General features: G+C 35.2%; 21 protein-coding genes. 6 read left to right on the top strand and 15 right to left on the bottom strand.

Annotated features, from left to right (window positions below; genetic code table 11):
• Positions 1-13: 13 nt before the first annotated feature.
• From D778_RS11445 to D778_RS11475, 7 genes are all read right to left on the bottom strand, one after another.
• Positions 14-2,242, bottom strand: a complete 2,229-nt coding sequence (locus tag D778_RS11445; protein WP_007650821.1) for an NADP-dependent isocitrate dehydrogenase — start codon at positions 2,240-2,242, stop codon at positions 14-16.
• Positions 2,243-2,390: 148 nt separating this feature from the next.
• Positions 2,391-2,963, bottom strand: coding sequence for a pentapeptide repeat-containing protein (locus D778_RS11450; RefSeq protein WP_007650827.1), 573 nt, complete (start codon positions 2,961-2,963; stop codon positions 2,391-2,393).
• A gap of 694 nt (positions 2,964-3,657) precedes the next feature.
• Positions 3,658-4,011, bottom strand: coding sequence for a 50S ribosomal protein L19 (rplS, locus tag D778_RS11455; protein WP_007650829.1), 354 nt, complete (start codon positions 4,009-4,011; stop codon positions 3,658-3,660).
• A 224-nt stretch (positions 4,012-4,235) separates the two neighbouring features.
• Entirely contained in the window at positions 4,236-4,913 is a 678-nt protein-coding gene (gene trmD / locus D778_RS11460) for a tRNA (guanosine(37)-N1)-methyltransferase TrmD (RefSeq protein WP_007650831.1), read from the bottom strand.
• Between the two features lie 218 nt (positions 4,914-5,131).
• On the bottom strand, positions 5,132-5,761 hold the full coding sequence (locus D778_RS11465; RefSeq protein WP_007650833.1) for a hypothetical protein: 630 nt from the start codon (positions 5,759-5,761) through the stop codon (positions 5,132-5,134).
• A 133-nt stretch (positions 5,762-5,894) separates the two neighbouring features.
• Entirely contained in the window at positions 5,895-7,343 is a 1,449-nt protein-coding gene (locus tag D778_RS11470; protein WP_007650835.1) for a glyceraldehyde-3-phosphate dehydrogenase, read from the bottom strand.
• A gap of 169 nt (positions 7,344-7,512) precedes the next feature.
• The gene (locus D778_RS11475; RefSeq protein WP_007650837.1) at positions 7,513-8,922 is read right to left on the bottom strand and encodes a trypsin-like peptidase domain-containing protein; all 1,410 of its coding nucleotides are present in this window, start codon (positions 8,920-8,922) and stop codon (positions 7,513-7,515) included.
• Positions 8,923-9,085: 163 nt separating this feature from the next.
• On the opposite strand from D778_RS11475, the gene dapF reads away from it, so the two are divergent.
• The 5 genes from dapF (at position 9,086) to D778_RS11500 (ending at position 13,119) form a co-directional block, all read left to right on the top strand.
• Positions 9,086-9,865, top strand: coding sequence for a diaminopimelate epimerase (gene dapF / locus D778_RS11480; protein WP_040492372.1), 780 nt, complete (start codon positions 9,086-9,088; stop codon positions 9,863-9,865).
• A complete protein-coding gene (locus tag D778_RS11485) occupies positions 9,859-10,380 on the top strand; it encodes a GNAT family N-acetyltransferase (protein ID WP_007650840.1) in 522 nt (173 codons plus the stop codon). Before dapF ends, D778_RS11485 begins: the two co-directional genes overlap by 7 nt.
• Positions 10,380-11,423: an endolytic transglycosylase MltG gene (mltG, locus tag D778_RS11490; protein ID WP_007650842.1), complete on the top strand. Its 1,044-nt coding sequence runs from the start codon at positions 10,380-10,382 to the stop codon at positions 11,421-11,423. Before D778_RS11485 ends, mltG begins: the two co-directional genes overlap by 1 nt.
• 50 nt (positions 11,424-11,473) lie before the next feature.
• Entirely contained in the window at positions 11,474-12,346 is an 873-nt protein-coding gene (locus D778_RS11495) for a DUF2279 domain-containing protein (RefSeq protein WP_007650844.1), read from the top strand.
• Between the two features lie 179 nt (positions 12,347-12,525).
• Complete coding sequence (locus tag D778_RS11500) at positions 12,526-13,119, top strand: hypothetical protein (protein ID WP_007650846.1); 594 nt, start codon at positions 12,526-12,528, stop codon at positions 13,117-13,119.
• Positions 13,120-13,122: 3 nt separating this feature from the next.
• On the opposite strand, the gene D778_RS11505 is transcribed toward D778_RS11500, so the two are convergent.
• From D778_RS11505 to dnaA, 4 genes are all read right to left on the bottom strand, one after another.
• The gene (locus D778_RS11505; RefSeq protein WP_007650847.1) at positions 13,123-13,839 is read right to left on the bottom strand and encodes an SAM-dependent methyltransferase; all 717 of its coding nucleotides are present in this window, start codon (positions 13,837-13,839) and stop codon (positions 13,123-13,125) included.
• Between the two features lie 7 nt (positions 13,840-13,846).
• The gene (locus D778_RS11510; RefSeq protein ID WP_007650849.1) at positions 13,847-15,262 is read right to left on the bottom strand and encodes a PQQ-dependent sugar dehydrogenase; all 1,416 of its coding nucleotides are present in this window, start codon (positions 15,260-15,262) and stop codon (positions 13,847-13,849) included.
• A 78-nt stretch (positions 15,263-15,340) separates the two neighbouring features.
• The gene (locus tag D778_RS11515; RefSeq protein ID WP_040492327.1) at positions 15,341-15,796 is read right to left on the bottom strand and encodes a low molecular weight protein-tyrosine-phosphatase; all 456 of its coding nucleotides are present in this window, start codon (positions 15,794-15,796) and stop codon (positions 15,341-15,343) included.
• A gap of 30 nt (positions 15,797-15,826) precedes the next feature.
• Positions 15,827-17,254, bottom strand: coding sequence for a chromosomal replication initiator protein DnaA (gene dnaA / locus D778_RS11520; RefSeq protein WP_007650854.1), 1,428 nt, complete (start codon positions 17,252-17,254; stop codon positions 15,827-15,829).
• 184 nt (positions 17,255-17,438) lie between these two features.
• On the opposite strand from dnaA, the gene D778_RS11525 reads away from it, so the two are divergent.
• On the top strand, positions 17,439-17,837 hold the full coding sequence (locus tag D778_RS11525) for an acyl-CoA thioesterase (RefSeq protein WP_040492330.1): 399 nt from the start codon (positions 17,439-17,441) through the stop codon (positions 17,835-17,837).
• Here the strand turns inward: D778_RS11525 and D778_RS11530 are convergent.
• Genes D778_RS11530 through ribD form a run of 4 tightly spaced genes read right to left on the bottom strand, consistent with a single transcriptional unit; the run spans position 17,834 to position 20,981 of the window.
• On the bottom strand, positions 17,834-18,454 hold the full coding sequence (locus D778_RS11530) for an IMPACT family protein (protein ID WP_007650858.1): 621 nt from the start codon (positions 18,452-18,454) through the stop codon (positions 17,834-17,836). The genes D778_RS11525 and D778_RS11530 overlap by 4 nt on opposite strands.
• The gene (locus D778_RS11535; RefSeq protein ID WP_007650860.1) at positions 18,454-19,317 is read right to left on the bottom strand and encodes a DMT family transporter; all 864 of its coding nucleotides are present in this window, start codon (positions 19,315-19,317) and stop codon (positions 18,454-18,456) included. The genes D778_RS11530 and D778_RS11535 overlap by 1 nt, the downstream gene beginning before the upstream one ends.
• Positions 19,314-19,925 carry an HAD family hydrolase gene (locus D778_RS11540; protein WP_007650862.1) on the bottom strand — a complete coding sequence of 204 codons (612 nt, stop codon included), beginning with the start codon at positions 19,923-19,925 and terminating at the stop codon, positions 19,314-19,316. The genes D778_RS11535 and D778_RS11540 overlap by 4 nt, the downstream gene beginning before the upstream one ends.
• 48 nt (positions 19,926-19,973) lie before the next feature.
• Positions 19,974-20,981, bottom strand: coding sequence for a bifunctional diaminohydroxyphosphoribosylaminopyrimidine deaminase/5-amino-6-(5-phosphoribosylamino)uracil reductase RibD (gene ribD / locus D778_RS11545; RefSeq protein WP_007650865.1), 1,008 nt, complete (start codon positions 20,979-20,981; stop codon positions 19,974-19,976).
• Positions 20,982-20,985 lie beyond the last annotated feature (4 nt).

A 20,985-nucleotide genomic window follows, 5' to 3' on the forward strand; every position in this document is an offset into this window, starting at 1 on the left:
ACATAATATTATTTTAATTAATGGATTGCAAAATGGTATTAAACGTTTGGCTAGGTCTCATAACCTGTTTTGTTTTTCTTTCGTCCAGCTTATAATAGCCACCAAGATTTGTGGTTTGTCCTTGAACCTCGTGCAACTCCTGCATAATAAGTGTTTCATTATCCTTGAGTTGTTTAGCTATAGGAATAAATATTCTTTGTAAATCTGGATCTTTTGTTTGATTTGCTAAAGCTTCAGCCCAATACATGGCTAAATAAAAATGACTTCCTCTGTTGTCTATTTCCCCAACTTTTCTTGAAGGCCCTTTTTTATTGTCCAACAATTTTTCAGTAGCAAGATCCAATGCTTCTCCAAGGATTAAAGCTTTAGGATTGTTTGTTACCTCACTTAAATGCTCCAAGGAGACAGCCAATGCTAAAAACTCACCTAAAGAATCCCAACGTAAATGGTTTTCTTCCAAAAGTTGTTGTACATGTTTTGGTGCAGAACCACCAGCACCTGTTTCAAATAAACCACCACCATTCATCAATGGAACAATGGATAACATTTTAGCACTTGTACCTAGTTCTAAAATAGGGAATAAATCGGTTAAATAATCCCTTAAAACATTTCCGGAAACCGAAATAGTGTCTTTTCCATCTTTTACTCGTTCCAGGGTAAACTTGGTAGCCTCTATTGGAGATAGTATTCTAAGATCTAAACCGGCAGTGTCCAGTTGTTTTAGATAGGTGTTTACTTTTTTGATGAGTTCAGCATCATGTGCCCTGTTTTCATCCAACCAAAAAACAGCAGGAGTTTGTGAAGCCCTTGCCCTAGTAACCGCTAGTTTCACCCAATCTTGAATTGGTGCATCTTTAGTTTGACACATACGCCAAATATCTCCAGCTTCTACGTCATGCTCAATTAAAGTGTTTCCTGAAGCGTCTATAACACTTACAGTTCCTGCAGATTTTATTTCGAAAGTTTTATCATGGGAACCATATTCTTCAGCTTTTTGCGCCATAAGTCCTACGTTTGGAACAGAGCCCATGGTGGTAGGGTCGAAAGCTCCATGTTCTTTGCAAAAATCAATGGTTGCTGTATAAATTCCAGCATAACTGCTATCTGGAATTACGGCTTTGGTATCCTGTTGATTGCCTTCTGCATTCCACATTTGTCCCGATGTTCTAATCATAGCTGGCATGGATGCATCAATAATCACATCGCTTGGAACGTGTAAATTGGTTATGCCTTTATCGCTGTTTACCATGGCCAAGTCAGGACCATTGTGGTAAATTGTTTTAATATCTTGTTCTATTTCCTCGCGTTTGTTTGCAGGAAGTTCTTCTAATTTTTCAACTAAATTACCAAACCCGTTATTAACATCAACCCCTAACGATTTGAATGTTTCCCCATGTTTTGCAAACAAATCCTTGAAAAACACTTTAACAGCATGACCAAAAATAATAGGATCGCTCACTTTCATCATGGTTGCTTTCATGTGTAAAGAAAAAAGCACTCCTTTGTCTTTGGCATCTTTAACTTGATTTTCCAAAAACTCAATTAGGGCTTTTTTACTTAAAACTGTGGCATCAATAATTTCACCTTTTAAGAGATTTAGCTGATTTTTTAAGATTTCAGTTTCTCCATTGCTAGCTTTAAACTGAATGGAAACTGTTGTTGCTTCATTTAAGGTTACCGATTTTTCGTTATGGGCAAAATCTCCTTTACTCATTGTTGCCACATGGGTTTTGGAGTCTTTACTCCAAGCTCCCATGGAATGAGGATTTTTTTTGGCATAATTTTTAACGGCTTTTGGAGCACGCCTGTCTGAGTTTCCTTCACGAAGCACAGGGTTTACAGCACTTCCTTTAACTTTATCATAACGTGATTTAATGTCTTTTTCCGAATCGTTTTTTGGTTCGTCTGGATAGTTTGGCAGCTTGAAACCTTTGGCTTGAAGCTCTTCAATGGCATCTTTAAGTTGGGGAATGGAGGCGCTTATATTAGGTAATTTAATAATGTTTGCCTCTGGTTGTTTAACCATTTCGCCCAAAATACCTAAATCGTCACTTACTTTTTGGGCATCAGTTAAATAGTCAGGAAAAACAGCTAAAATTCTATGTGCCAATGAAATATCTTTTGTTTCTATTTGAACTCCAGTTGGTTTGGTAAACGATTCCACAATTGGTAAAAAGGAATAGGTAGCCAATGCTGGTGCTTCATCTGTTTTTGTATAAATAATAGTAGCTGATTTTGCCATAAGAATATTAAGTTTTGTTTAATAGAATTGCTTGATTTTTAAGCCAAGCAAATATATGAATTTTCAAACAGTTTTTTACTGTTGAACAGCCTAAACACACATAATTTATGAAGTTGATAAAATAACTATTTAGCTATTGGGAATTTAATCAATCTATGTCCAATTGATAGATTTTTAATAAATTTAAAGCACCTTCCTTTGAAAATTTGGCAAGCTTTAAACTGTTCAATTGTGGATTGATATAAAAATTGTAGGAAGTTTTAAAATTTGCTTTCTCCAAATTGGTGTTGTTAAAGGTACTCTTAAACAAATTGCAATCCTTGAAAATGGCCTGGCTTAAATTGGCTTTTGAGAATTCAACATTCTCCAAATAACAGGTATCAAAAACGGTTTTGTTGAGTTTGCATTCAAAAAAGGAAGAAAATGAAAGATTACTCTTAATAAAGGCAAAAGACATTAAGAATGGGTTACATTCCGTAAAAACAATACCTATCAATTTGCATTCGTTAAAAGTTGCATCTTTAAACGTGGTATGTTTTACATTAACGTTGCTCAAATTGCAGTTTACAAACTCGCAATCTATAAACATGTTGTTTGAAAGTTGGGTTTCAGAAAAATTGCAATCCACAAAGGTGCAATTGTCATATTCTGCTTTTGGCAATTCGGTTTTTGTATAATCTACTTTAGTATAATCTTGATCTGTAATTAATGGTAAGTTCATGTACGGAATAGGTTATTTAAGTAGTAAAGATAGAAAGATTGTATAAAAACAAAAGCCATATCACTATAGACCTAAATCTATTTTTGACATGGCTTTCTTTGAAACAGTTTACGTGACCTAATCCTGTATTGCTACTGAATAGTACAAAATTTTCATCTATACTTTTCGGTTCAAGTATCACTATTTCAATAGAAACATTCGTTTAATACAACTGTCAAAATGTATTGACGGGTTGCCGAAATGTTTCCGTTTAATTGTTTTTCTTGATGATTTTCTAGTTGTAGATCGTTTTCACAAGTTACAACTTGTCCATCATTGCATTCTTAATAACATGGGCTTTCGCAAATATTATTGTGAATACTTTCAACTTTTTTAAATATTGACTGACTGAACAAACAACACTTGAAAAAAGCATCATGATTTCATGATTGAACACGCATACACATGTCAACTTGAAACTTCAAAAAACAATTATAATAAAGAACGTTTCTTTTTAAGAGTCTATAACTAATTCATTTTCATGAAACCAACAAAAACGTTGTTTATAAATTCTTTAGCTAAAATAGTGCAAGTGTTTAAAAAAACAAATTATTTAAGACACTAGATATCAACCACTTATAAACCAAAGTTATTAACAAAAGTTAATAAAAAAAGCCCTGTGTTTACAGGGCTTTTCAAGGTTATTAAACGTTTATTAACGTTTCATGCTTTCTTTGATTCTTGCTTTTTTACCAGTAAGACCTCTGAAGTAATAGATACGAGCTCTACGAACTTTACCTTTTTTGTTCACTTCAATTTTTTGTAAGGCTGGCATGTTGATAGGTATGATACGTTCTACACCTATTGTTCCAGACATTTTTCTAATGGTAAATGTCTCAGAAGCTCCAGAACCTCTTTTTTGGATTACTACTCCTCTAAAGAACTGAGTACGAACTTTGTCTCCTTCTCTAATTTCATAGTAAACTGTAATTGTGTCTCCAGCTTTGAACTCTGGAAAATCTTTTTTTGTTACAAACTCGTCTTGTACAAATTTTACTAAAGATTCCATATCTTTAAATTTAATTATAATTAATTCGAAACAACATTCACGATTTTCGCCAGAGGTTAACCCGAAATTGGCTGCAAATATAGTTAAAAAGTTTTGAGTTTTAAGTTATGGGGTAAAAGTTTTTTTAGATAATTTTTCAGCTTTGGATAGCACATAAAATCAAATTTGTAAGAATCCCAATCCCTAATTCGCAAACCTCTCATTCCTTGTTATAGTTTTTAAGTTTAATCATTAAGTAAATCGGGACGTCTTTTTTTGGTGTGCTCATAAGCTTTTTCTTCCCGCCATTTTTCAATTTCAGGAAAATTGCCACTAAATAAGACTTCCGGAACTCGCCAACCTTTATAGTTTCTTGGACGAGTATAAATGGGAGGTGCCAGCAAATTGTCCTGAAAAGAATCGGTTAGGGCAGAGGTTTCATTGCCCAAAACACCAGGAATAAGCCTGATTACGGCATCACACAACACAGCTGCTCCAAGTTCTCCACCAGACAATACATAATCTCCAATGGATATTTCCCTAGTGATAAAATGATCGCGCACTCGTTGGTCCACACCTTTATAATGACCACACAAAATAATAATATTTTCTTTTAAGGATAACTGATTGGCAATGCCTTGGGTTAAGGTTTCCCCATCTGGTGTCATATAGATCACTTCTTCGTATTCGCGTTCAGATTTTAGTTTGGTTATGCATTTATCTATAGGTTCTACCATCATCACCATACCTGCGCCACCACCAAATTGGTAATCGTCCACAGTCTTGTAATTATCGGTTGTGTAATCCCGTAAATTATGAAAATATACTTCCACCAATCCAGCTTCAATGGCTCTTTTAAGGATGGATGCTTCAAACGGACTTTTAAGTAATTCTGGTAAAACAGTTATAATATCGATACGCATGACAAAACTTTAGGACAGCAAATATACTTTAAATGTTTTAGGAAATTTTAGCTTTGGATTTGAAGTTTTGTAAACTTATCAATATCACAAACCTTAGATGGGTTTGGATGGCAATTAAATAAATTTGTTGAAATGTATCTAAAAACACATATGGAATAAAAAAAATCTGCAAATGAGAACTTACAGATTTTAAATATGTTTAAGTTGTAAAAGTGTGTTTAAATTCCTTTTTGTTTGTTCAATTCGTCTTGAAGCTGGCGCCTTACTTTTTGTTCGCGTTCCAAGGCTGTTTTTCTATGTTCTTCAAACTCTACTTCTATTTCTTCCAGTGCTTTTTTGGCTTCCTTGGTAATAACATGACTGTTTTTGTATTTGTAGATAAACAGCATCAACATGGCCAATAAAATACCTATAATGGACCACATTAGAACATTGTAGCTGGATTTGCTCATTTGCAAACCAAACAAGGACATGTTGTTTTTTTCGTTGGTGGTTATTTCCAACGAAGCTTGTGTGTTTGAAAGATTGGTTTTTAGTTCAGAAATTTCATTTGCTTGCGTCTTCACCATGGCCTGTGTGTCTGCAAGATCTTTTCGTAAGGTTTTTAAGGTATCATTGGTGTGTGCCTGTAAAGTTGTTAACATGCTGCGTTTTACGGCTTCATACATAGAACCATTGGTGCCTCTAAAATCGCCGGACTTTTGAAGCACGTATTCAAATTGATTGTTGATGGTACTGTTGTCCAAAGATAGCTTATCGTCTTCATCAGAGGTTTCGGTTTGGGCTTGTAAGGTGTTGAAACTACATAGTAAAATTAAGGTAATGGTAAAAAATTTAAACGCTTTCATTGGGCTTTGTTAGGTTTTGTTGTTTACGAAAATAATAAATTAAGTTAAGTATCTGTAGATTATAATTAAAAAGCCTCACGATTGCGAGGCTTTTGTATATACGATTGAAATGATATTTTAGATGTTTTATCTACTAATAATACGTGTAACGTCTCACTTTTGCAATGTATTTTGCCAATCTGATTACTTGATGGCTATAGCCATATTCGTTATCGTACCAAATGTATAACAAGACGTTTTTGCCATCTTTTCTTACAATGGTTGCTTTACTGTCGTAAATTGAAGGAGCAGAGCTGCCAACAATATCGCTGGAAACAAGTTCGTCGCTTAATTCGTATTTAATTTGTTCCACTAGATCGCCTTCAAGAGCATATTTTTTTATAATGGCATTGATGCCTTCCAAAGAAGTTTCTTTTTCCAGTTCTAAACTTAGTATAGCTAAAGATCCATTAGGGACAGGCACTCGAATGGCGTTGGAGGTTAATTTCCCTTCTAAAGCAGGTAAGGCTTTAGCCACAGCACTTCCAGCTCCAGTCTCGGTAATAACCATGTTTAGCGCAGCAGCACGTCCACGACGGTATTTTTTATGGAAGTTATCCACTAAATTCTGGTCGTTTGTATAAGCATGTATGGTTTCAAGGTGTCCACTTTTTACCCCTAGTGAATCTTCAACTGCTTTTAAAATAGGGGTAATGGCATTGGTTGTACAAGATGCTGCAGAGAAAATATCTACCGTATCTGGATTGTTTTCTAAATGGTTTACACCATGAACAATGTTTGGAACCCCTTTTCCAGGAGCAGTTAATAATACTTTATCTACACCTTTAGAGTTTAAATGTCTGCTTAAAGCCTCTTTATCTCTAAAAGCACCTGTGTTATCTATAACTAAAGCATGATTAATGCCATACTTGGTATAATCTATATCTTCTGGATTGTTAGCTGAAATAATATTAACTGTGGTTCCGTTTATAATTAAAGCACTGTTTTTTAAATCTGCTACAACCGTTCCGGAAAAATCACCATGAACCGAATCGTTTCTTAATAACGAAGCTCTTTTTTCCAATACTGTTTGATCGATGGCACCACGGGTAACAATGGCTCTTAAACGCAACTGACTTCCTTTTCCTGTACGTGTCATCAATTCTCTGGCAACTAAACGTCCAATTCTACCAAAACCATATAAAATAACATCTTTTGGTTGAATGACATTGTCCTTATTGGCATCCTTTAATTTGTCTGCAACAAAAGCCAAAGCATTGCTATATTTTTTTTCTTCTAAATGAAATTCATAAGTTAATTTACCAATATCCAACTTTGCAGGAGGTAAATCCAAGGTTTGGATGGCTTGTGCAATTTCCACAGAATCGAAAATGGAAATTGGTTTTTGAACAAATTCGCCAGCATACTCGTGTAGGTTCAAAATTTGGCTTACGTTTTTGTCTATTAACTGGTTTCTAAAAAGTACCAATTCAATAGATTTGTCGTACCAAAGGTCGCTAACAATTTTAATAAACTCTACAGTAGCCTTTCTTCTGTCTGCCTGAAAAGCCAATTCGTTTTCATAAGTCTCGTTAAAACTCATTGTATTAAATATTTAGTGTGTTGTTAATATTTTCAACTTAGTTATGTTGCCTAGTTGAATTTGGTTGCAAAAATATGATATTTAAGTGGTATTTGAACCAGTTTTTGTAAAATAAAAATCCTTCAGGGTTATTCTGAAGGATTCCATATTCTTTTTATTTGGTGTTTTTTTAATTGAAATTATATCGTTCCACTTCACCATTGGAATTGATAAGTTCTATTCTTAACGGCTCGTAAACCGATTTGTTTCTTATTATTTCCTGAACATCATCCACATTATATACCTTATTGTTGTTTATGGAAGTCACTATGTCTCCTTCTTTAACACCATTGGCTCGTAAATACTTGGAATAGGTTTGTCCCAATCTTGAAATTTTAACACCATTGGCAGTGTTGTATTTTTTAAGCTCTTCTTTTGTGGCGTTTTTTACTATACCCAATTGCGGAATGGTATAGGTTTGATTTCTTACCAAGGTCACAGGCGTTTCTTTTAAATGACCGTTTCTTAAATAAGTAACCTGAACCACATCGTCTGGACGTTTAGTACTTAAATAGCCTGTTAAATCTGAGAATTTGGAAATTTTTACATGGTCTATTTTTTTGATGATATCACCAGATTTCAAACCAGCTTCAAAAGCACCCGAATGTTCTTCAACCGAGTCTATATAAAAGCCTTCTGTTTCGTTTACGCTCAACCTTTCGGCAAAACTACTGTTTAAGGCACCTCCAGTAACACCTAAAATGCCATTTTGTACATTTCCAAATTCAATAAGGTCTTGAACAACTTTTTTGGCAATATTGCTTGGTACGGCAAACGAATATCCAATGTAGGAGCCTGTTTGGGACGAAATGGCTGTATTGATACCAATTAAATCGCCATTGGAATTAACCAAAGCACCTCCAGAGTTTCCAGGATTTACTGCTGCATCTGTTTGTATAAAGGATTGTGTGTTTTTACCTGTTAAATCCCGGGACTTGGCACTGATGATGCCTGCTGTTACAGTAGAGTTTAAATTAAACGGATTTCCAACAGCCAAAACCCACTCACCAATTTTTGCTTGGTCGCTATCCCCAAAAGTGGTGTATGGTAACTCATGGTCTGCTTCAATTTTCAATAAAGCAATATCGGTTTTGTTATCAGAGCCTATAATTTCAGCTTCATAAGTGCTGTTGTCGTTTAAGGTAATGGTTAACTCACTTGCACCTGCAATCACGTGATTGTTGGTAATGATGTAACCATCTGGTGATATGATAACACCAGAACCAGACCCTATTTGTGGTCTTTGAGGCGACCTTCCATAGAATAAATCCTCAAAGGTCATTTGTCCAGAACTTCCCATAGTGGTGTTTTTAACATGTACTACCGTATGAATGGTTTTTTCGGCAGCATGGGTAAAATCTATGCTGTTTTCAGGAATGAAACTAGAGTTTGAAAAATTGTTTACTGGCAATGCCAAAGGCGAAACTTCAGCTTGCGATAGGTTATGGGTGTTATTTTCTTCTAAAAAGAATTTATAGGCAGAAAGCGTAATAGCTCCACCTAACACAGAAACTAATACTAGGGTTAAAATCTTTTTCATTGTATATATTGTTATTAGGTTTAAACGGGTTTATAATTTTTTATAACGATTAAAATTAATTTTTTATTGAATCTGTTTTTCAGTTTTAACGATTTTTAACGTCGTATTTAACGTGCATTTAACATGACATTAAACCATGTTAATTCTTATATTTGCCATGCTTATGGAATTAACATTTTACAAATATCAAGGAACTGGAAACGATTTTGTGATGATTGATAATCGTCAACAAATATTCGACAAAAACAATACCAAACTGGTTGCCAAACTCTGTAACAGACGTTTTGGCATTGGTGCAGATGGACTTATTTTGTTGGAAAACCATCCAAAATGGGATTTTAAAATGGTTTATTTTAATGCCGATGGTAACGAGAGTTCCATGTGTGGCAATGGAGGCCGTTGTTTAACGGCATTTGCCAAATTTTTAGGAATTATCGAAAATAAAGCCATTTTCGAGGCCATAGATGGTTTGCATCATGCCATTTTGGATAACCACGTTGTAAAACTGCAAATGCAGGATGTGCTTTCTGTAGAAATTCATAATCAACATGTGTTTTTAAATACAGGTTCACCACATCATGTGCAAATGGAAACACAACTAAAAAATTTGGATGTTAAAGAACTCGGTTCAAAAATTCGATATGGGAACCCGTATAAGGATGAGGGAACCAATGTTAATTTTGTAAAAAAACTGTCAGACAACAGGTTTCAAGTAAGAACTTACGAACGTGGAGTGGAAGATGAAACCTTATCTTGTGGCACTGGAGTTACAGCTGTGGCCTTGGCAATGTATGAAACAGGTGAAACCAAGAACAAGCTTATTGTTTTGGAGACAGAAGGAGGCAATCTGCAGGTGTCCTTTGAAAAGAACAAAGATACATACAACAACATTTGGCTTATTGGTCCAGCCGAACAGGTTTTTAAAGGCTCTATAACATGCTAACATTAAAAGGAAAAGATATATATTTAAGGGCTTTGGAACCAGAAGATCTAGACTTTGTCCATGCCATAGAAAACCATGAGTCGGTTTGGGAAATCAGTAACACACAAACCCCATATTCCAGGTTTTTAATAAAACAATATTTGGAAAATGCACACAAAGATATCTTTGAAGTCAAACAACTGCGTTTGGTGATTTCAAATTATAACGATATAGCACTGGGAATGATAGACCTTTTTGATTTCGATTTTAAAAACAGTCGGGCAGGAGTGGGTATTTTAATTAAAGAAACCTCAGAAAGACAAAAAGGTGTTGGTAATGAAGCTTTAGGATTGCTGATTAAATATTGTAATACACATTTAAACCTGCATCAATTGTATTGCAATATTTCTGAAGACAACCAAGCAAGCCTTAACCTGTTTTCCAAACACGGTTTTGAAATTATTGGGTTAAAAAAAGACTGGAACCTTGTAAATGGTTCTTATAAAAACGAATATTTACTTCAACGTATAAATTAATGTATTTTAAAAAGATTCTTCTTGCAATTGCCCTTATTGGGCTGGTGATCGCTGGTTTGTTTGCAAACTATGTGTATGGTGTGATGTTAGTGGACAACACAGCTTTCAATAACGAACAGGCTTATATTTATGTGCCTACAAACGCTACTTATACAGATGTTAGGGAGCAATTAAAACCTTTATTGAAAGATATTGAAAAGTTTGATGCCCTGGCCAAACAAAAAAAATACATAAACAATATCAAAGCTGGACGTTTTATTATAAAAAAGGGCATGAACAATAACGATATTATAAATTCCATAAGAAGCAAAAACGTACCATTACAGCTGGCTTTCAACAACCAACCAAACTTAAAGGCTCTCGCTGGTAGAATTTCCATGCAAATTGAAGCAGATAGCTTAAAATTGGTTGAGGTGATGCACGATAAGGATTTTCTTGCTGAACATTCCTTTTCTGAAGCTACTGCTTTGGGAATGTACATACCAAACAGTTATGAGTTTTTCTGGAATACCTCTGCAACAGAATTTCGGGAAAGAATGTTGAAAGAATACAAGCGTTTTTGGAATGACAATAGAAAAGCCAAAGCTAAAGCCCTAGGGTTAACGCAAACCGAAGTGATGACCTTGGCATCTATTGTGCACGAGGAGTCCAAACAGGCTGCAGAACAACCAAGAATTGCAGGTGTGTATTTAAATAGGTTACGGATAGGTATGCCATTACAGGCTGATCCTACTTTAAAATTTGCTGCTTATCAGTTGCCAGAATATCAAAACACCGTGATAAAACGTGTTTTAAATAAGCATAAAGACATCAATTCGCCATACAATACCTATATGTACGCTGGTTTACCACCAGGATTAATTACCATGCCAGATATTTCTGCCATAGATGCAGTTTTAAATCCAGAAAAGCACCAATATCTCTATTTTGCTGCAGATGCCAACAGATTAGGCTATCATAAATTTGCCAAAACCCTTAGTCAACATAATGCCAATGCAAGGGAATATCAAAGGTACTTGTCTTCACAAGGGATTAATAGATAACCTTGGGAAAATATAATAAACATATCGTTACGGCATGTTTGGCTTTTTTTATGGCAAATATTTCTTTTTCACAGAGTAAGCTAAATCAATTTTTAAAGCCAAGCGATACCTTAAACACTTCTAGACGCAATGCTGTGATAATTACTGAAGCATCCATGGCTACTCTCACTTTGGTAGGTTTGAACCAGTTATGGTATGCCGATTATCCCAAATCCAAGTTCCATACGTTAAATGATAACAACCAATGGTTGCAAATGGATAAACTAGGACATGTGTTTTCAGCTTATCAACTTGGTAGGTTAGGAGCCAATACCTTGCACTGGAGTGGAGTAAGTAAACAAGACCAGCTTATTTATGGTTCTACCATTGGTGTTGCTTTTTTAACAGTTGTAGAAGTTTTTGATGGGTATTCTGAAGAATGGGGCTTTTCGTGGGGAGATATGGCAGCCAATGTTACGGGTGCAGGTTTGTACGTAGGTCAAGAACTATTATGGAAAGAGCAACGGTTTACCATAAAATATTCGTTTCATAGAACCGATTATGCACCACAGAATCCAGAGGTGTTGGGCAACGGGTTTTCAGAAGAATTTTTAAAAGATTATAACGGTCAAACCTATTGGTTGAGTATAAATTTGCATGCTTTTTTCAAGGAAAGTAAAATCCCTTCTTGGCTAAATGTAGCTCTTGGTTATGGAGCAGAAGGTATGATTTCTGGTTCCAATACCAATGATAACGATGTGGTACAAGAGCAAAACCCTTATAGGCAATTCTATTTAAGTTTGGATCTGGATTTAACTCGAATAAAGACAAATTCACATGTTTTAAGAACAATTTTTGACGTTTTTAACGTGATAAAAGTACCTTTTCCAGCCTTGGAGTTTAACGATAAAAATGGCATAAAGTTCCATGGAATCTACTTTTAGGAACACTTAATCGATTAATTTTCAGATATTAAAAAAATGTGCTATCTTTGCATGCTGAAATTTTCAAGTAATTATCACATGGATTTTTACTGAAGAAATTTAAAGATATGATAAAAAATATTGGAAGTTATTTAGCCCTATCACTTACAATATGTTTCTTATTGTTTGGATCGATTTACATGAATAAATCGGTTAAAGAAAAAAACTACACATCACCAAGATATGCGTCTAACGATGTTGATCATGGCGAAGTTGTCCAAGACAACTTATTTCCTGTACACGAACCTCAAGTACCTTATTCCCCTACCTTAGGAAAATCCTTAATTGGTTTTAAAGAAGCCCTGGGATTTAAGGAATCTGGTGGTGATTACTTTACAGTTAACACCTTAGGTTATCTGGGGAAATATCAATTTGGAAAAGAAACCCTAAAGTTGATAGGCATTCACAATCCGGTTCATTTTTTAAGCAATCCAGAACTACAGGAAAAAGCTTTTATTGCAAATGCTGAACGTAATAAATGGATTTTAAGGAAAGACATCAAGCGTTTTTCCGGAAAAGTCTTAAATGGAACTAAGATAACAGAATCAGGGATTTTGGCAGCTGCACATTTAGCTGGACCAGGAAATGTCAAAAAATATTTAAGAAGTTATGGAGCCAATGGCTTTAAGGATGCCTACGGAACTTCTATTTCTTATTACATAAAAAAATTCTCTGGTTACGATACGTCTAAAATCAAACCCAACAGAAAAGCCAAAGTAAAACATTCGGCTTAGATTTTATTCTTTATGAATAATAAATAGTGTAGGTCTTTTGTGAAGGTCTACACTATTTTTTTTCCATGCTGCTACTGTTTGTGTTTTTATGTATTCGCTATCTAAAGTAATGTCACAGGCCACACAAACCAGTGTCATGTCGTTTAAAGCCTGACAAATATCTTCCAGCAATTTGTTGTTTCTATAAGGTGTCTCTATGAACGATTGCGATTGGTTTTGGCTGTAGGACAGTTGTTCCAAACGTTTCAATTCTTTTTTTCTTTCCACTTTATCAATAGGTAAATAGCCGTTAAAGGCAAAACTTTGACCATTCATACCAGAACTCATATGAGCCATAACAATGGAGGAAGGACCAACCAATGGAACCACTTGAATGTTTTGTTTGTGTGCCAACATGACCACATCTGCTCCAGGGTCTGCAATGGCTGGACAGCCGGCTTCAGAAAGCAAACCAACGTGCTTGCCTTGTAGACAAGGCTCTAAAAAATCAGGGAGTTCACTGGGATCCGTAAATTTGTTTAAAAGGAATATCTGTAAGCTAGCTTGTTTTTTGCTTGGTTTTATTTGTTTTATAAAACGTCTGGCAGTTTTTTCGTTTTCAACAATGTAAACATCTACTTGTTCCACAATTTTTTTTACTGAAATTGGTAAAACTTCCAATGGAGCAGTATCTCCAAGAGTGGTAGGTATCAAGTATAGTTTTCCGTAAGGGCTTGTCATTGATTCGTTATTTGATAAGGAGTTTATGAGTTGTTTTAGAACCAGATTTTGAGATTACCTCTGTTAAATACAAACCTGCGGCTAAGGATTTGGTATCTATGTGAATTTCAGAAGCTGTATTTTTTGTAATGGATTTTATAAGTTTACCTTGAAGGTTATAAATATGTATGGATTCAATGACAATTTGTGGGTTGTTGCTTTTAACAATAAACGAATTGCTGGCAGGATTTGGGTACATTTTTATTTGTAATAAAGTGTTTTCTGCAATTCCCAAACTGGCATCCAATATTCTATAAATATTTCCTGAGTCTATTCCAGCTATGTATATTTCGCCAGTCACATCTTCACCAAAACCAGTCCAGCCATTGCCGGAAAAGGGTTCTGTAAAAGTCATGTTCCAGGTACCTCCATTGTTTTCCAGGATACCAATTTCATTACTGCAATAATCTGCAAAAAAATACAAACCACTAAAATTGGGTTGAGCTGTACCACGATATCTGTAACCTCCAGTAATAGAGCATTTAAAGTTGCCACTAGAGGAATGTGTGTATTGTGAAATAGGAAAAGTCAATTCGCTGGTGTCGCTAGGACAGTTGCCGGAAGTGTCATATACTTGATTTCCCTCGTAACAACGCCAACCATAATTAACAGCAGCTTGATTTAAAGGAACCATGTCTATTTCTTCTATCTGTCCTTGACCAACATCTCCAATCCAAAGATCGTGAGTTTGTCTGTCAAAAGAAAACCTCCAAGGATTTCTTAAACCATAAGCCCAAATTTCAGGCAGGGCATTTGGTTCTTGAGCATTAGGGAATGGGTTGTCTGCTGGAATGGCATAATTTAAACCTCCACTGGAACTGTTTACATCTATGCGCAGCATTTTGCCTAATAAAGTAGTTAAATCTTGGGCTCTATCTCCTGGGTCTCCACTGGAACCTCCATCTCCAAGCCCAATATATAAATATCCATCATTTCCAAAAGCTAAATCGCCACCATTATGGTTGCTATTGGGTTGGCTAACCGTTAATAATATCAATTCTGTGCTTGCACTGGCTGTATTGGCATTAGGTGGATTTACAGTATATCTAGAAACCACGGTATCGCCATTGTTATCAGTGTAATTTACATAAAAATAACCGTTTGATGCATATTGCGGATGAAAGGCCAAACCCAACAAACCTCTTTCACCACCACTTAAAACCTTGGAATCTATATCTAAAAAAGAGGTGTTGTTTACAGAGCCATCAGAATTGATTATTTTAATATGCCCTCCTTGTTCCACAATAAACAATCTATCGTCTCCAGCGTTCCTAATACTTAAAGGATCATTGAAACCAGAAGCAACCAGACCTAGTTCAATTTCTTGTGAAAAGAGAAAGCATGGAAATAATAAAAGCACTAAAATTGTGGTATGGAATTTCATCTTATTGATATTTTTTGGATTAGTAATACAAATTACAAAAAATCAAATAAGAAAACTAAAAAATACTCTCAAAGTCAATTATTTAAGCAATTTTTTTGCTATTTGTCCACAGGCTTCGTCTAGCATTTTATAGGTGCTATCAAATCCTTGAATGCCTCCTGTATACGGGTCTGGTACGTTATAATTTTGGTTTGGGTAAATTTCATCCAAAATCATTTTTACTTTTTTTAAGTCTTTGTCGTTCCTGGCAAGTTTTGTTACATTTTTGAAGTTGGATTCATCCATGACATAGATAAGATCAAATGCGTCAAAATCTGCAACAGTAAATTGTCTGCCTCGTTGATTGGTAATATCCAAACCGTATTTTTCAGCAACTTTAATGGAGCGTTTGTCTGGAAGATCACCCACATGATAATCACCAGTTCCGGCTGAATCTACAAAAAACGATTCTTGAGGAAGCTTGGATTTTAAGATACCTTCTGCTAATGGCGAACGGCAAATATTACCTAAACATACCATTAGAATTTTAGTCATAATAGTTTATGATTTATTAATGAATTGAATTTAAACCGATAATTTTTTTGAAAGGTCTTCAACATATTTTCTAAACTGTTTGTCTGTTGAAGTTAAATTGTCCACCGTTTTACATGCGTGAAGCACAGTGGCATGGTCTCTTTTTCCAATTTGAGAGCCAATGCTAGCTAAAGACGCTTTGGTGAGTTTTTTGGCAAAAAACATGGCCAATTGCCTAGCTTGTACAATATGTCGTTTTCTGGTTTTGGATTGTAGCGTGTCTATATCCATTTGAAAATAATCGGAAACAACTTTTTGGATATAATCAATGGAAACTTCCCGTTTGGTGTTTTTGACAAACTTTTCTACAACTTGCTTGGCTAAATCTATGGTTATTTCCTTTTTGTTAAAGGAAGATTGTGCAATTAAGGAAATGATGGCTCCTTCCAGTTCTCGAATATTGGATTTAATGTTTTTGGCAACATATTCAATAATTTCTTCAGGCATTTCCACGCCATCACGATAAAGCTTGTTTTTTAATATGGAAACACGGGTTTCAAAGTCTGGACTTTGCAATTCTGCCGAAAGTCCCCATTTAAACCTGGACAGCAAACGCTGTTCAATGTCCTGCATGTCTACAGGCGCTTTGTCACTGGTTAAAATAACCTGTTTCCCATTTTGATGCAAATGGTTGAAAATATGGAAGAACACATCTTGGGTACCAGATTTACCAGAAAGGAATTGGACATCATCAATAATAAGGACATCTATTATTTGGTAAAAATGGATAAAATCGTTTCGATTGTTCTTTTTAACGGAATCTATATATTGTTGCGTAAATTTTTCAGCAGATATATACAAAACCGTTTTTTCAGGATATTTGTCTTTAATGTCAACACCAATGGCATGAGCTAAATGTGTTTTACCCAAACCAACTCCTCCAAAAATAAGCAATGGGTTAAAAGAGGTGCCTCCTGGTTTGGAAGCCACTGCCAATCCCGCACTTCTGGCCAAACGGTTGGAATCCCCTTCCAGGAAATTCTCAAAACTGTAATTTGGGTTGAGTTGCGATTCTATTTTAACATTGCGTATTCCAGGAATAATAAACGGATTGCGTAATTCTGGATTCTTGTTGTTTAGTGGGATGTCTACATCTTGAGCTTTAACGGCAGATCTGTTGGAACTTGGAATTCTTTCGGTAAAAGGTTGTTTGTTGCCATAAGTGTTTTCCATTTTAATAATGTAAACAAGTTTGGCCGTTTCCCCCAATTCCTTGGTTAAGGCTACTTTTAAAATTTTAACGTAGTGTTCTTCAAGCCATTCGTAAAAGAATTTACTAGGTACTTGAATGCTCAAAGATTTATCTGTAAGCTTCACTGCTTTAATTGGTTCAAACCATGTTTTGTAGGCTTGCGGCTGAATGTTATCCTTTATGAATTCAAGACAATTATTCCATACCGATTGCGCAGTTACACTCATTATTGTTTTAAAGATTTATACGTTAGTTATTGAAAGAGAAATGGCTTTCTCTGATTGATTTTATAGCTTGACAAATATGTGAACAAAATTCTTAAAAAAAAAATCAATTGCTATTGAATTTAAAGAAATTTTTTCTCATGTTTATTGCATTGCCTAAACTACAAAAAATTATTTAAATACTTCTATGAATTTCGACGAAATACCAATAAGAGTGAGATATGGTGAAACAGACCAAATGGGAGTGGTTCATCATGGAAATTATGCGTTATACCTTGAAATGGGACGAACAGAATGGCTCCGAAAAAAAGGGATTTCCTATCGTGAAATGGAAGAAAGCGGAATCATGCTCCCTGTTGTTTCTATGAGTTTAAATTTTAAGAAGTCAGCGCTTTATGATGACGTGGTTAAAGTAAAAACTCAGTTAAAAAAAACACCTGCCGTAAGAATAGAATTTGACTATGAAATTACCAATCAAGCAGGGGAAATCTTGGTGCAGGCAACAACCGTTTTGGCTTTTATTGACATGAAAACCAAAAGGCCCATAAAATGTCCTGATTATATTTTAGGGAAATTAACGGTTTAATTTCCCAGTTCTTTAATGGTCACTTCAAAAATGGATTGAAAACTGTCTTGAACTTTTTGGACATTCTTTAATCTTACAGAGATTTCTATTTTACAATCCAATTCCAGGGTTTGATTTATCACTTTTAAGTTTTGCTCTTTAATCACGCGCATCACTTTATTCATGTTTTTATAATCAAAGTGAATTTCAAAATGTTTGTTTATGGTTTTGGTAACAATTTTTGATGCTTCCAAAGCCATTTGTGCAGCAGTTTTATAAGCATGTATCAAGCCACTAACACCAAGTTTGACACCACCAAAATATCTAACTACAACTATGAGTATGTTGGTTACTTCAAACGATTGAATCTGACCATAGATAGGCATGCCAGCACTGTTGTTGGGTTCCCCATCATCATTGGCCCTAAATTGAATTTGGTTTTCAAAGGTGCCTATTTGGTATGCATAACACCAATGTCTGGCAGAATGATGTTGTTTTTTTAAGTTCTCTATATGCCCTTTTACTTCTTCTTCATTTTTCACAGGAAAGGCATAGCCAAAAAATTTACTGTTTTTGTCTTTGAATAGGACCTCTGTAGAAGGTTTGGTTATGGTTTTGTAGCTGTCTTTTTTATCCATTAGGCCAAAGTTACTAATAAGATCGAAATAATGGCCAACCCAACACCAATCCAGTTTTTAAAAGATAGTGTCTCTTTAAATAGAGCTAAGCCAATCAACGATGTAAACATGACTATGGCTACATTATTTATGGTGAAAATGGTAGAACTCTCCAGTGTTTCGTGATGTAAGGCTTTTAGTAAATAATAGATAGATGCATAATTTACAATTCCTAAAGCCAAACCTCCCAAAATGCTTTGAGGATTGAATTTAAAATTATTACCAATTATCTTGAACATTAAGATTCCAATTCCAAAGCAAGCAGCAAAGAAAAATATGGTGGACGAAAACAAGGGAATGCCACCATCCTGGATATAGGTGGATTCTATAAATTTAATGGAGGTGTCTATTATACCAGAACCTAAGAACAGTATTATGGGAAACAAGAGGTTGCTTTTAAAATGAAATGTGGCGTGTTTTTTTACAGACACAAAGTAAACTGCAAACAAAGCAAGTAAAATACCTAGCATTTTTTGAAAACCAGTACTTTCTTGATACATATAAATACCAAATATCACAGGAATAATAACACTCATTTTGGTAGCGACCGAAGCGACTGAAAGACCGTTACGCTGCGATGTTATTGCCATGACATTAAATATGGCAATAAACAAAAAACCCAGTGCCATTGCTCCAAAAAACCATTGAGACTGCACAATATCATCAACATTTAATGGGTTTTTGGAAGTTATAAAGCCACAAAAACAAGCCGTTACGTAATTGAATACGATGGCTTGAAGCGTATTTATTTTAAACCTATCAAATAACTTGAAGATGATAAAAATAAAGGTAGAAGCTAGAATACTTAATAATAAATAAATCAAAAGAGGTCTTTTTTAATGGTGAACAAGTTGGTGATATCCTCAGTTTTTGGATTGATATGCCATGTGTGAATGCCTAATTTTGCAGCTGCTAAGGTATTTTCTTCTGTGTCGTCTATAAACAAACAGGATTCAGGTGTTAGTTGGTTTTCTTCCAACACAAATTGATAAATATCAGCATTGGGTTTTCTAAGCTGTATTTCGTGTGACAAGTAAAAGGCATCGAAACAATTTTTAAACTCTTCGTAAAAAGACACATCGTTTTTTATGCTATCTATGTGTAAGGTGTTGGTGTTGCTCAATAAGATAAGTTTGAATTTATTTTCTTTGGCAAGATTTTTTATAAATTCCAGTCTATGTTTCGGGAAATCCTTTAAAATACAATTCCATGCGTAAAGAATATCCTCTTCGATTAATTCAGGAAAGTTCCCTAAGTAAAATTCCAAGAATTCTTCAGTAGAGACTAAGCCTTGTTCGTACAAGCTGTTTACGGCAATCATTTCTTCTGTAAAGGTTTCCAGTTTAAAGATGCTAAGGGCATGGTTCATGGCGCCTTCTTTGTCTAGGTTTATAAACACATCGCCAAAATCGAATATAAGGGTTTTAATCATGATTTTTTTGTCTACTATACTGCTCAAGATCTACTCCAGCAGGAATTTTTAATTTTCGTTTGTGTGAATTTTTAACACGTCAGTATCTATAATGGTTTCTGAAATTATTTTACGGGAAATATGTGGTGCCTTAACCCCTTGTTTAAAGTTGGTGTTGCCAATAAAAACACGGGCTTCGTCCCAAAGATTTTCATTTATAAAGGTTTGAAGTGTTTCCCTTCCTCCTTCCACAATAATGGATTGTATGTCCTTTTGGTATAAATAATCAGCCAGTTGCTTGGCTACCTGGTTGGAAAAATCGATTTCTTTTTCGGAAATTATTAAGGTTTCTGCTTCATTGTTAAAAATTTGAAAGTGTTTAGGGAGCTTAAGGGCTCTATCCAATACCACCCGAACAGGATGTTTTCCTGTCCAATCCCTAACCGTTAAACCGGGATTATCTTCCAAAACCGTTTTGGTGCCAACCAAAATAGCTTGTTCTTCAGCTCGCCATTTGTGAACCAGCTGTCTGGAATATGGATTGGTAATCCAAACAGGTTTTTGTTCTTTTCTGGTTTTTGGAGCAATAAATCCATCTTGTGTTTCGGCCCATTTTAATATAATGTAAGGCCGTTTTTTGTTGTGAAAGGTAAAAAAACGTTTGTGATGTTCTTTACAAGCTGCTTCCATAACGCCAAGGGTTACTTTGCAACCAGCCGCTTTTAGTTTGTCGATGCCTTTTCCTGACACTTTGCTATGGGAGTCCATGGTGCCAATAACCACATGTGGAATACCAAGTTTAATTATCAAATCGCTGCAAGGTGGTGTTTTGCCAAAATGGCTACAGGGTTCCAAGGTTACATAAAGGGTTGCTTTATGCAGCAGTGTTTTGTCTGCAACAGATGCTATGGCATTTACTTCGGCATGTGGTCCTCCATAAGCGCTTGTAAAACCTTCGCCAATAATTTGTTCGTTATATACAATCACGCTTCCAACCATTGGGTTTGGAGCTGTTGTACCAAGCCCATTTTTAGCAATTTCAATACAGCGTGTTATGTATTTTTCATGTATCTTCATCCCG

Origin of the sequence: Xanthomarina gelatinilytica (assembly GCF_000348685.1) — a bacterium.
In the GTDB taxonomy this organism is placed as follows: Bacteria; Bacteroidota; Bacteroidia; order Flavobacteriales; family Flavobacteriaceae; genus Xanthomarina; species Xanthomarina gelatinilytica.

Coding starts and splice junctions, on each gene's coding strand:
- D778_RS11445 (WP_007650821.1), bottom strand. CDS start 2,242: ATGGCAAAATCAGCTACTATTATTTATACAAAAACAGATGAAGCACCA.
- D778_RS11450 (WP_007650827.1), bottom strand. CDS start 2,963: ATGAACTTACCATTAATTACAGATCAAGATTATACTAAAGTAGATTAT.
- rplS (WP_007650829.1), bottom strand. CDS start 4,011: ATGGAATCTTTAGTAAAATTTGTACAAGACGAGTTTGTAACAAAAAAA.
- trmD (WP_007650831.1), bottom strand. CDS start 4,913: ATGCGTATCGATATTATAACTGTTTTACCAGAATTACTTAAAAGTCCG.
- D778_RS11465 (WP_007650833.1), bottom strand. CDS start 5,761: ATGAAAGCGTTTAAATTTTTTACCATTACCTTAATTTTACTATGTAGT.
- D778_RS11470 (WP_007650835.1), bottom strand. CDS start 7,343: ATGAGTTTTAACGAGACTTATGAAAACGAATTGGCTTTTCAGGCAGAC.
- D778_RS11475 (WP_007650837.1), bottom strand. CDS start 8,922: ATGAAAAAGATTTTAACCCTAGTATTAGTTTCTGTGTTAGGTGGAGCT.
- dapF (WP_040492372.1), top strand. CDS start 9,086: ATGGAATTAACATTTTACAAATATCAAGGAACTGGAAACGATTTTGTG.
- D778_RS11485 (WP_007650840.1), top strand. CDS start 9,859: ATGCTAACATTAAAAGGAAAAGATATATATTTAAGGGCTTTGGAACCA.
- mltG (WP_007650842.1), top strand. CDS start 10,380: ATGTATTTTAAAAAGATTCTTCTTGCAATTGCCCTTATTGGGCTGGTG.
- D778_RS11495 (WP_007650844.1), top strand. CDS start 11,474: ATGGCAAATATTTCTTTTTCACAGAGTAAGCTAAATCAATTTTTAAAG.
- D778_RS11500 (WP_007650846.1), top strand. CDS start 12,526: ATGAATAAATCGGTTAAAGAAAAAAACTACACATCACCAAGATATGCG.
- D778_RS11505 (WP_007650847.1), bottom strand. CDS start 13,839: ATGACAAGCCCTTACGGAAAACTATACTTGATACCTACCACTCTTGGA.
- D778_RS11510 (WP_007650849.1), bottom strand. CDS start 15,262: ATGAAATTCCATACCACAATTTTAGTGCTTTTATTATTTCCATGCTTT.
- D778_RS11515 (WP_040492327.1), bottom strand. CDS start 15,796: ATGACTAAAATTCTAATGGTATGTTTAGGTAATATTTGCCGTTCGCCA.
- dnaA (WP_007650854.1), bottom strand. CDS start 17,254: ATGAGTGTAACTGCGCAATCGGTATGGAATAATTGTCTTGAATTCATA.
- D778_RS11525 (WP_040492330.1), top strand. CDS start 17,439: ATGAATTTCGACGAAATACCAATAAGAGTGAGATATGGTGAAACAGAC.
- D778_RS11530 (WP_007650858.1), bottom strand. CDS start 18,454: ATGGATAAAAAAGACAGCTACAAAACCATAACCAAACCTTCTACAGAG.
- D778_RS11540 (WP_007650862.1), bottom strand. CDS start 19,925: ATGATTAAAACCCTTATATTCGATTTTGGCGATGTGTTTATAAACCTA.
- ribD (WP_007650865.1), bottom strand. CDS start 20,981: ATGAAGATACATGAAAAATACATAACACGCTGTATTGAAATTGCTAAA.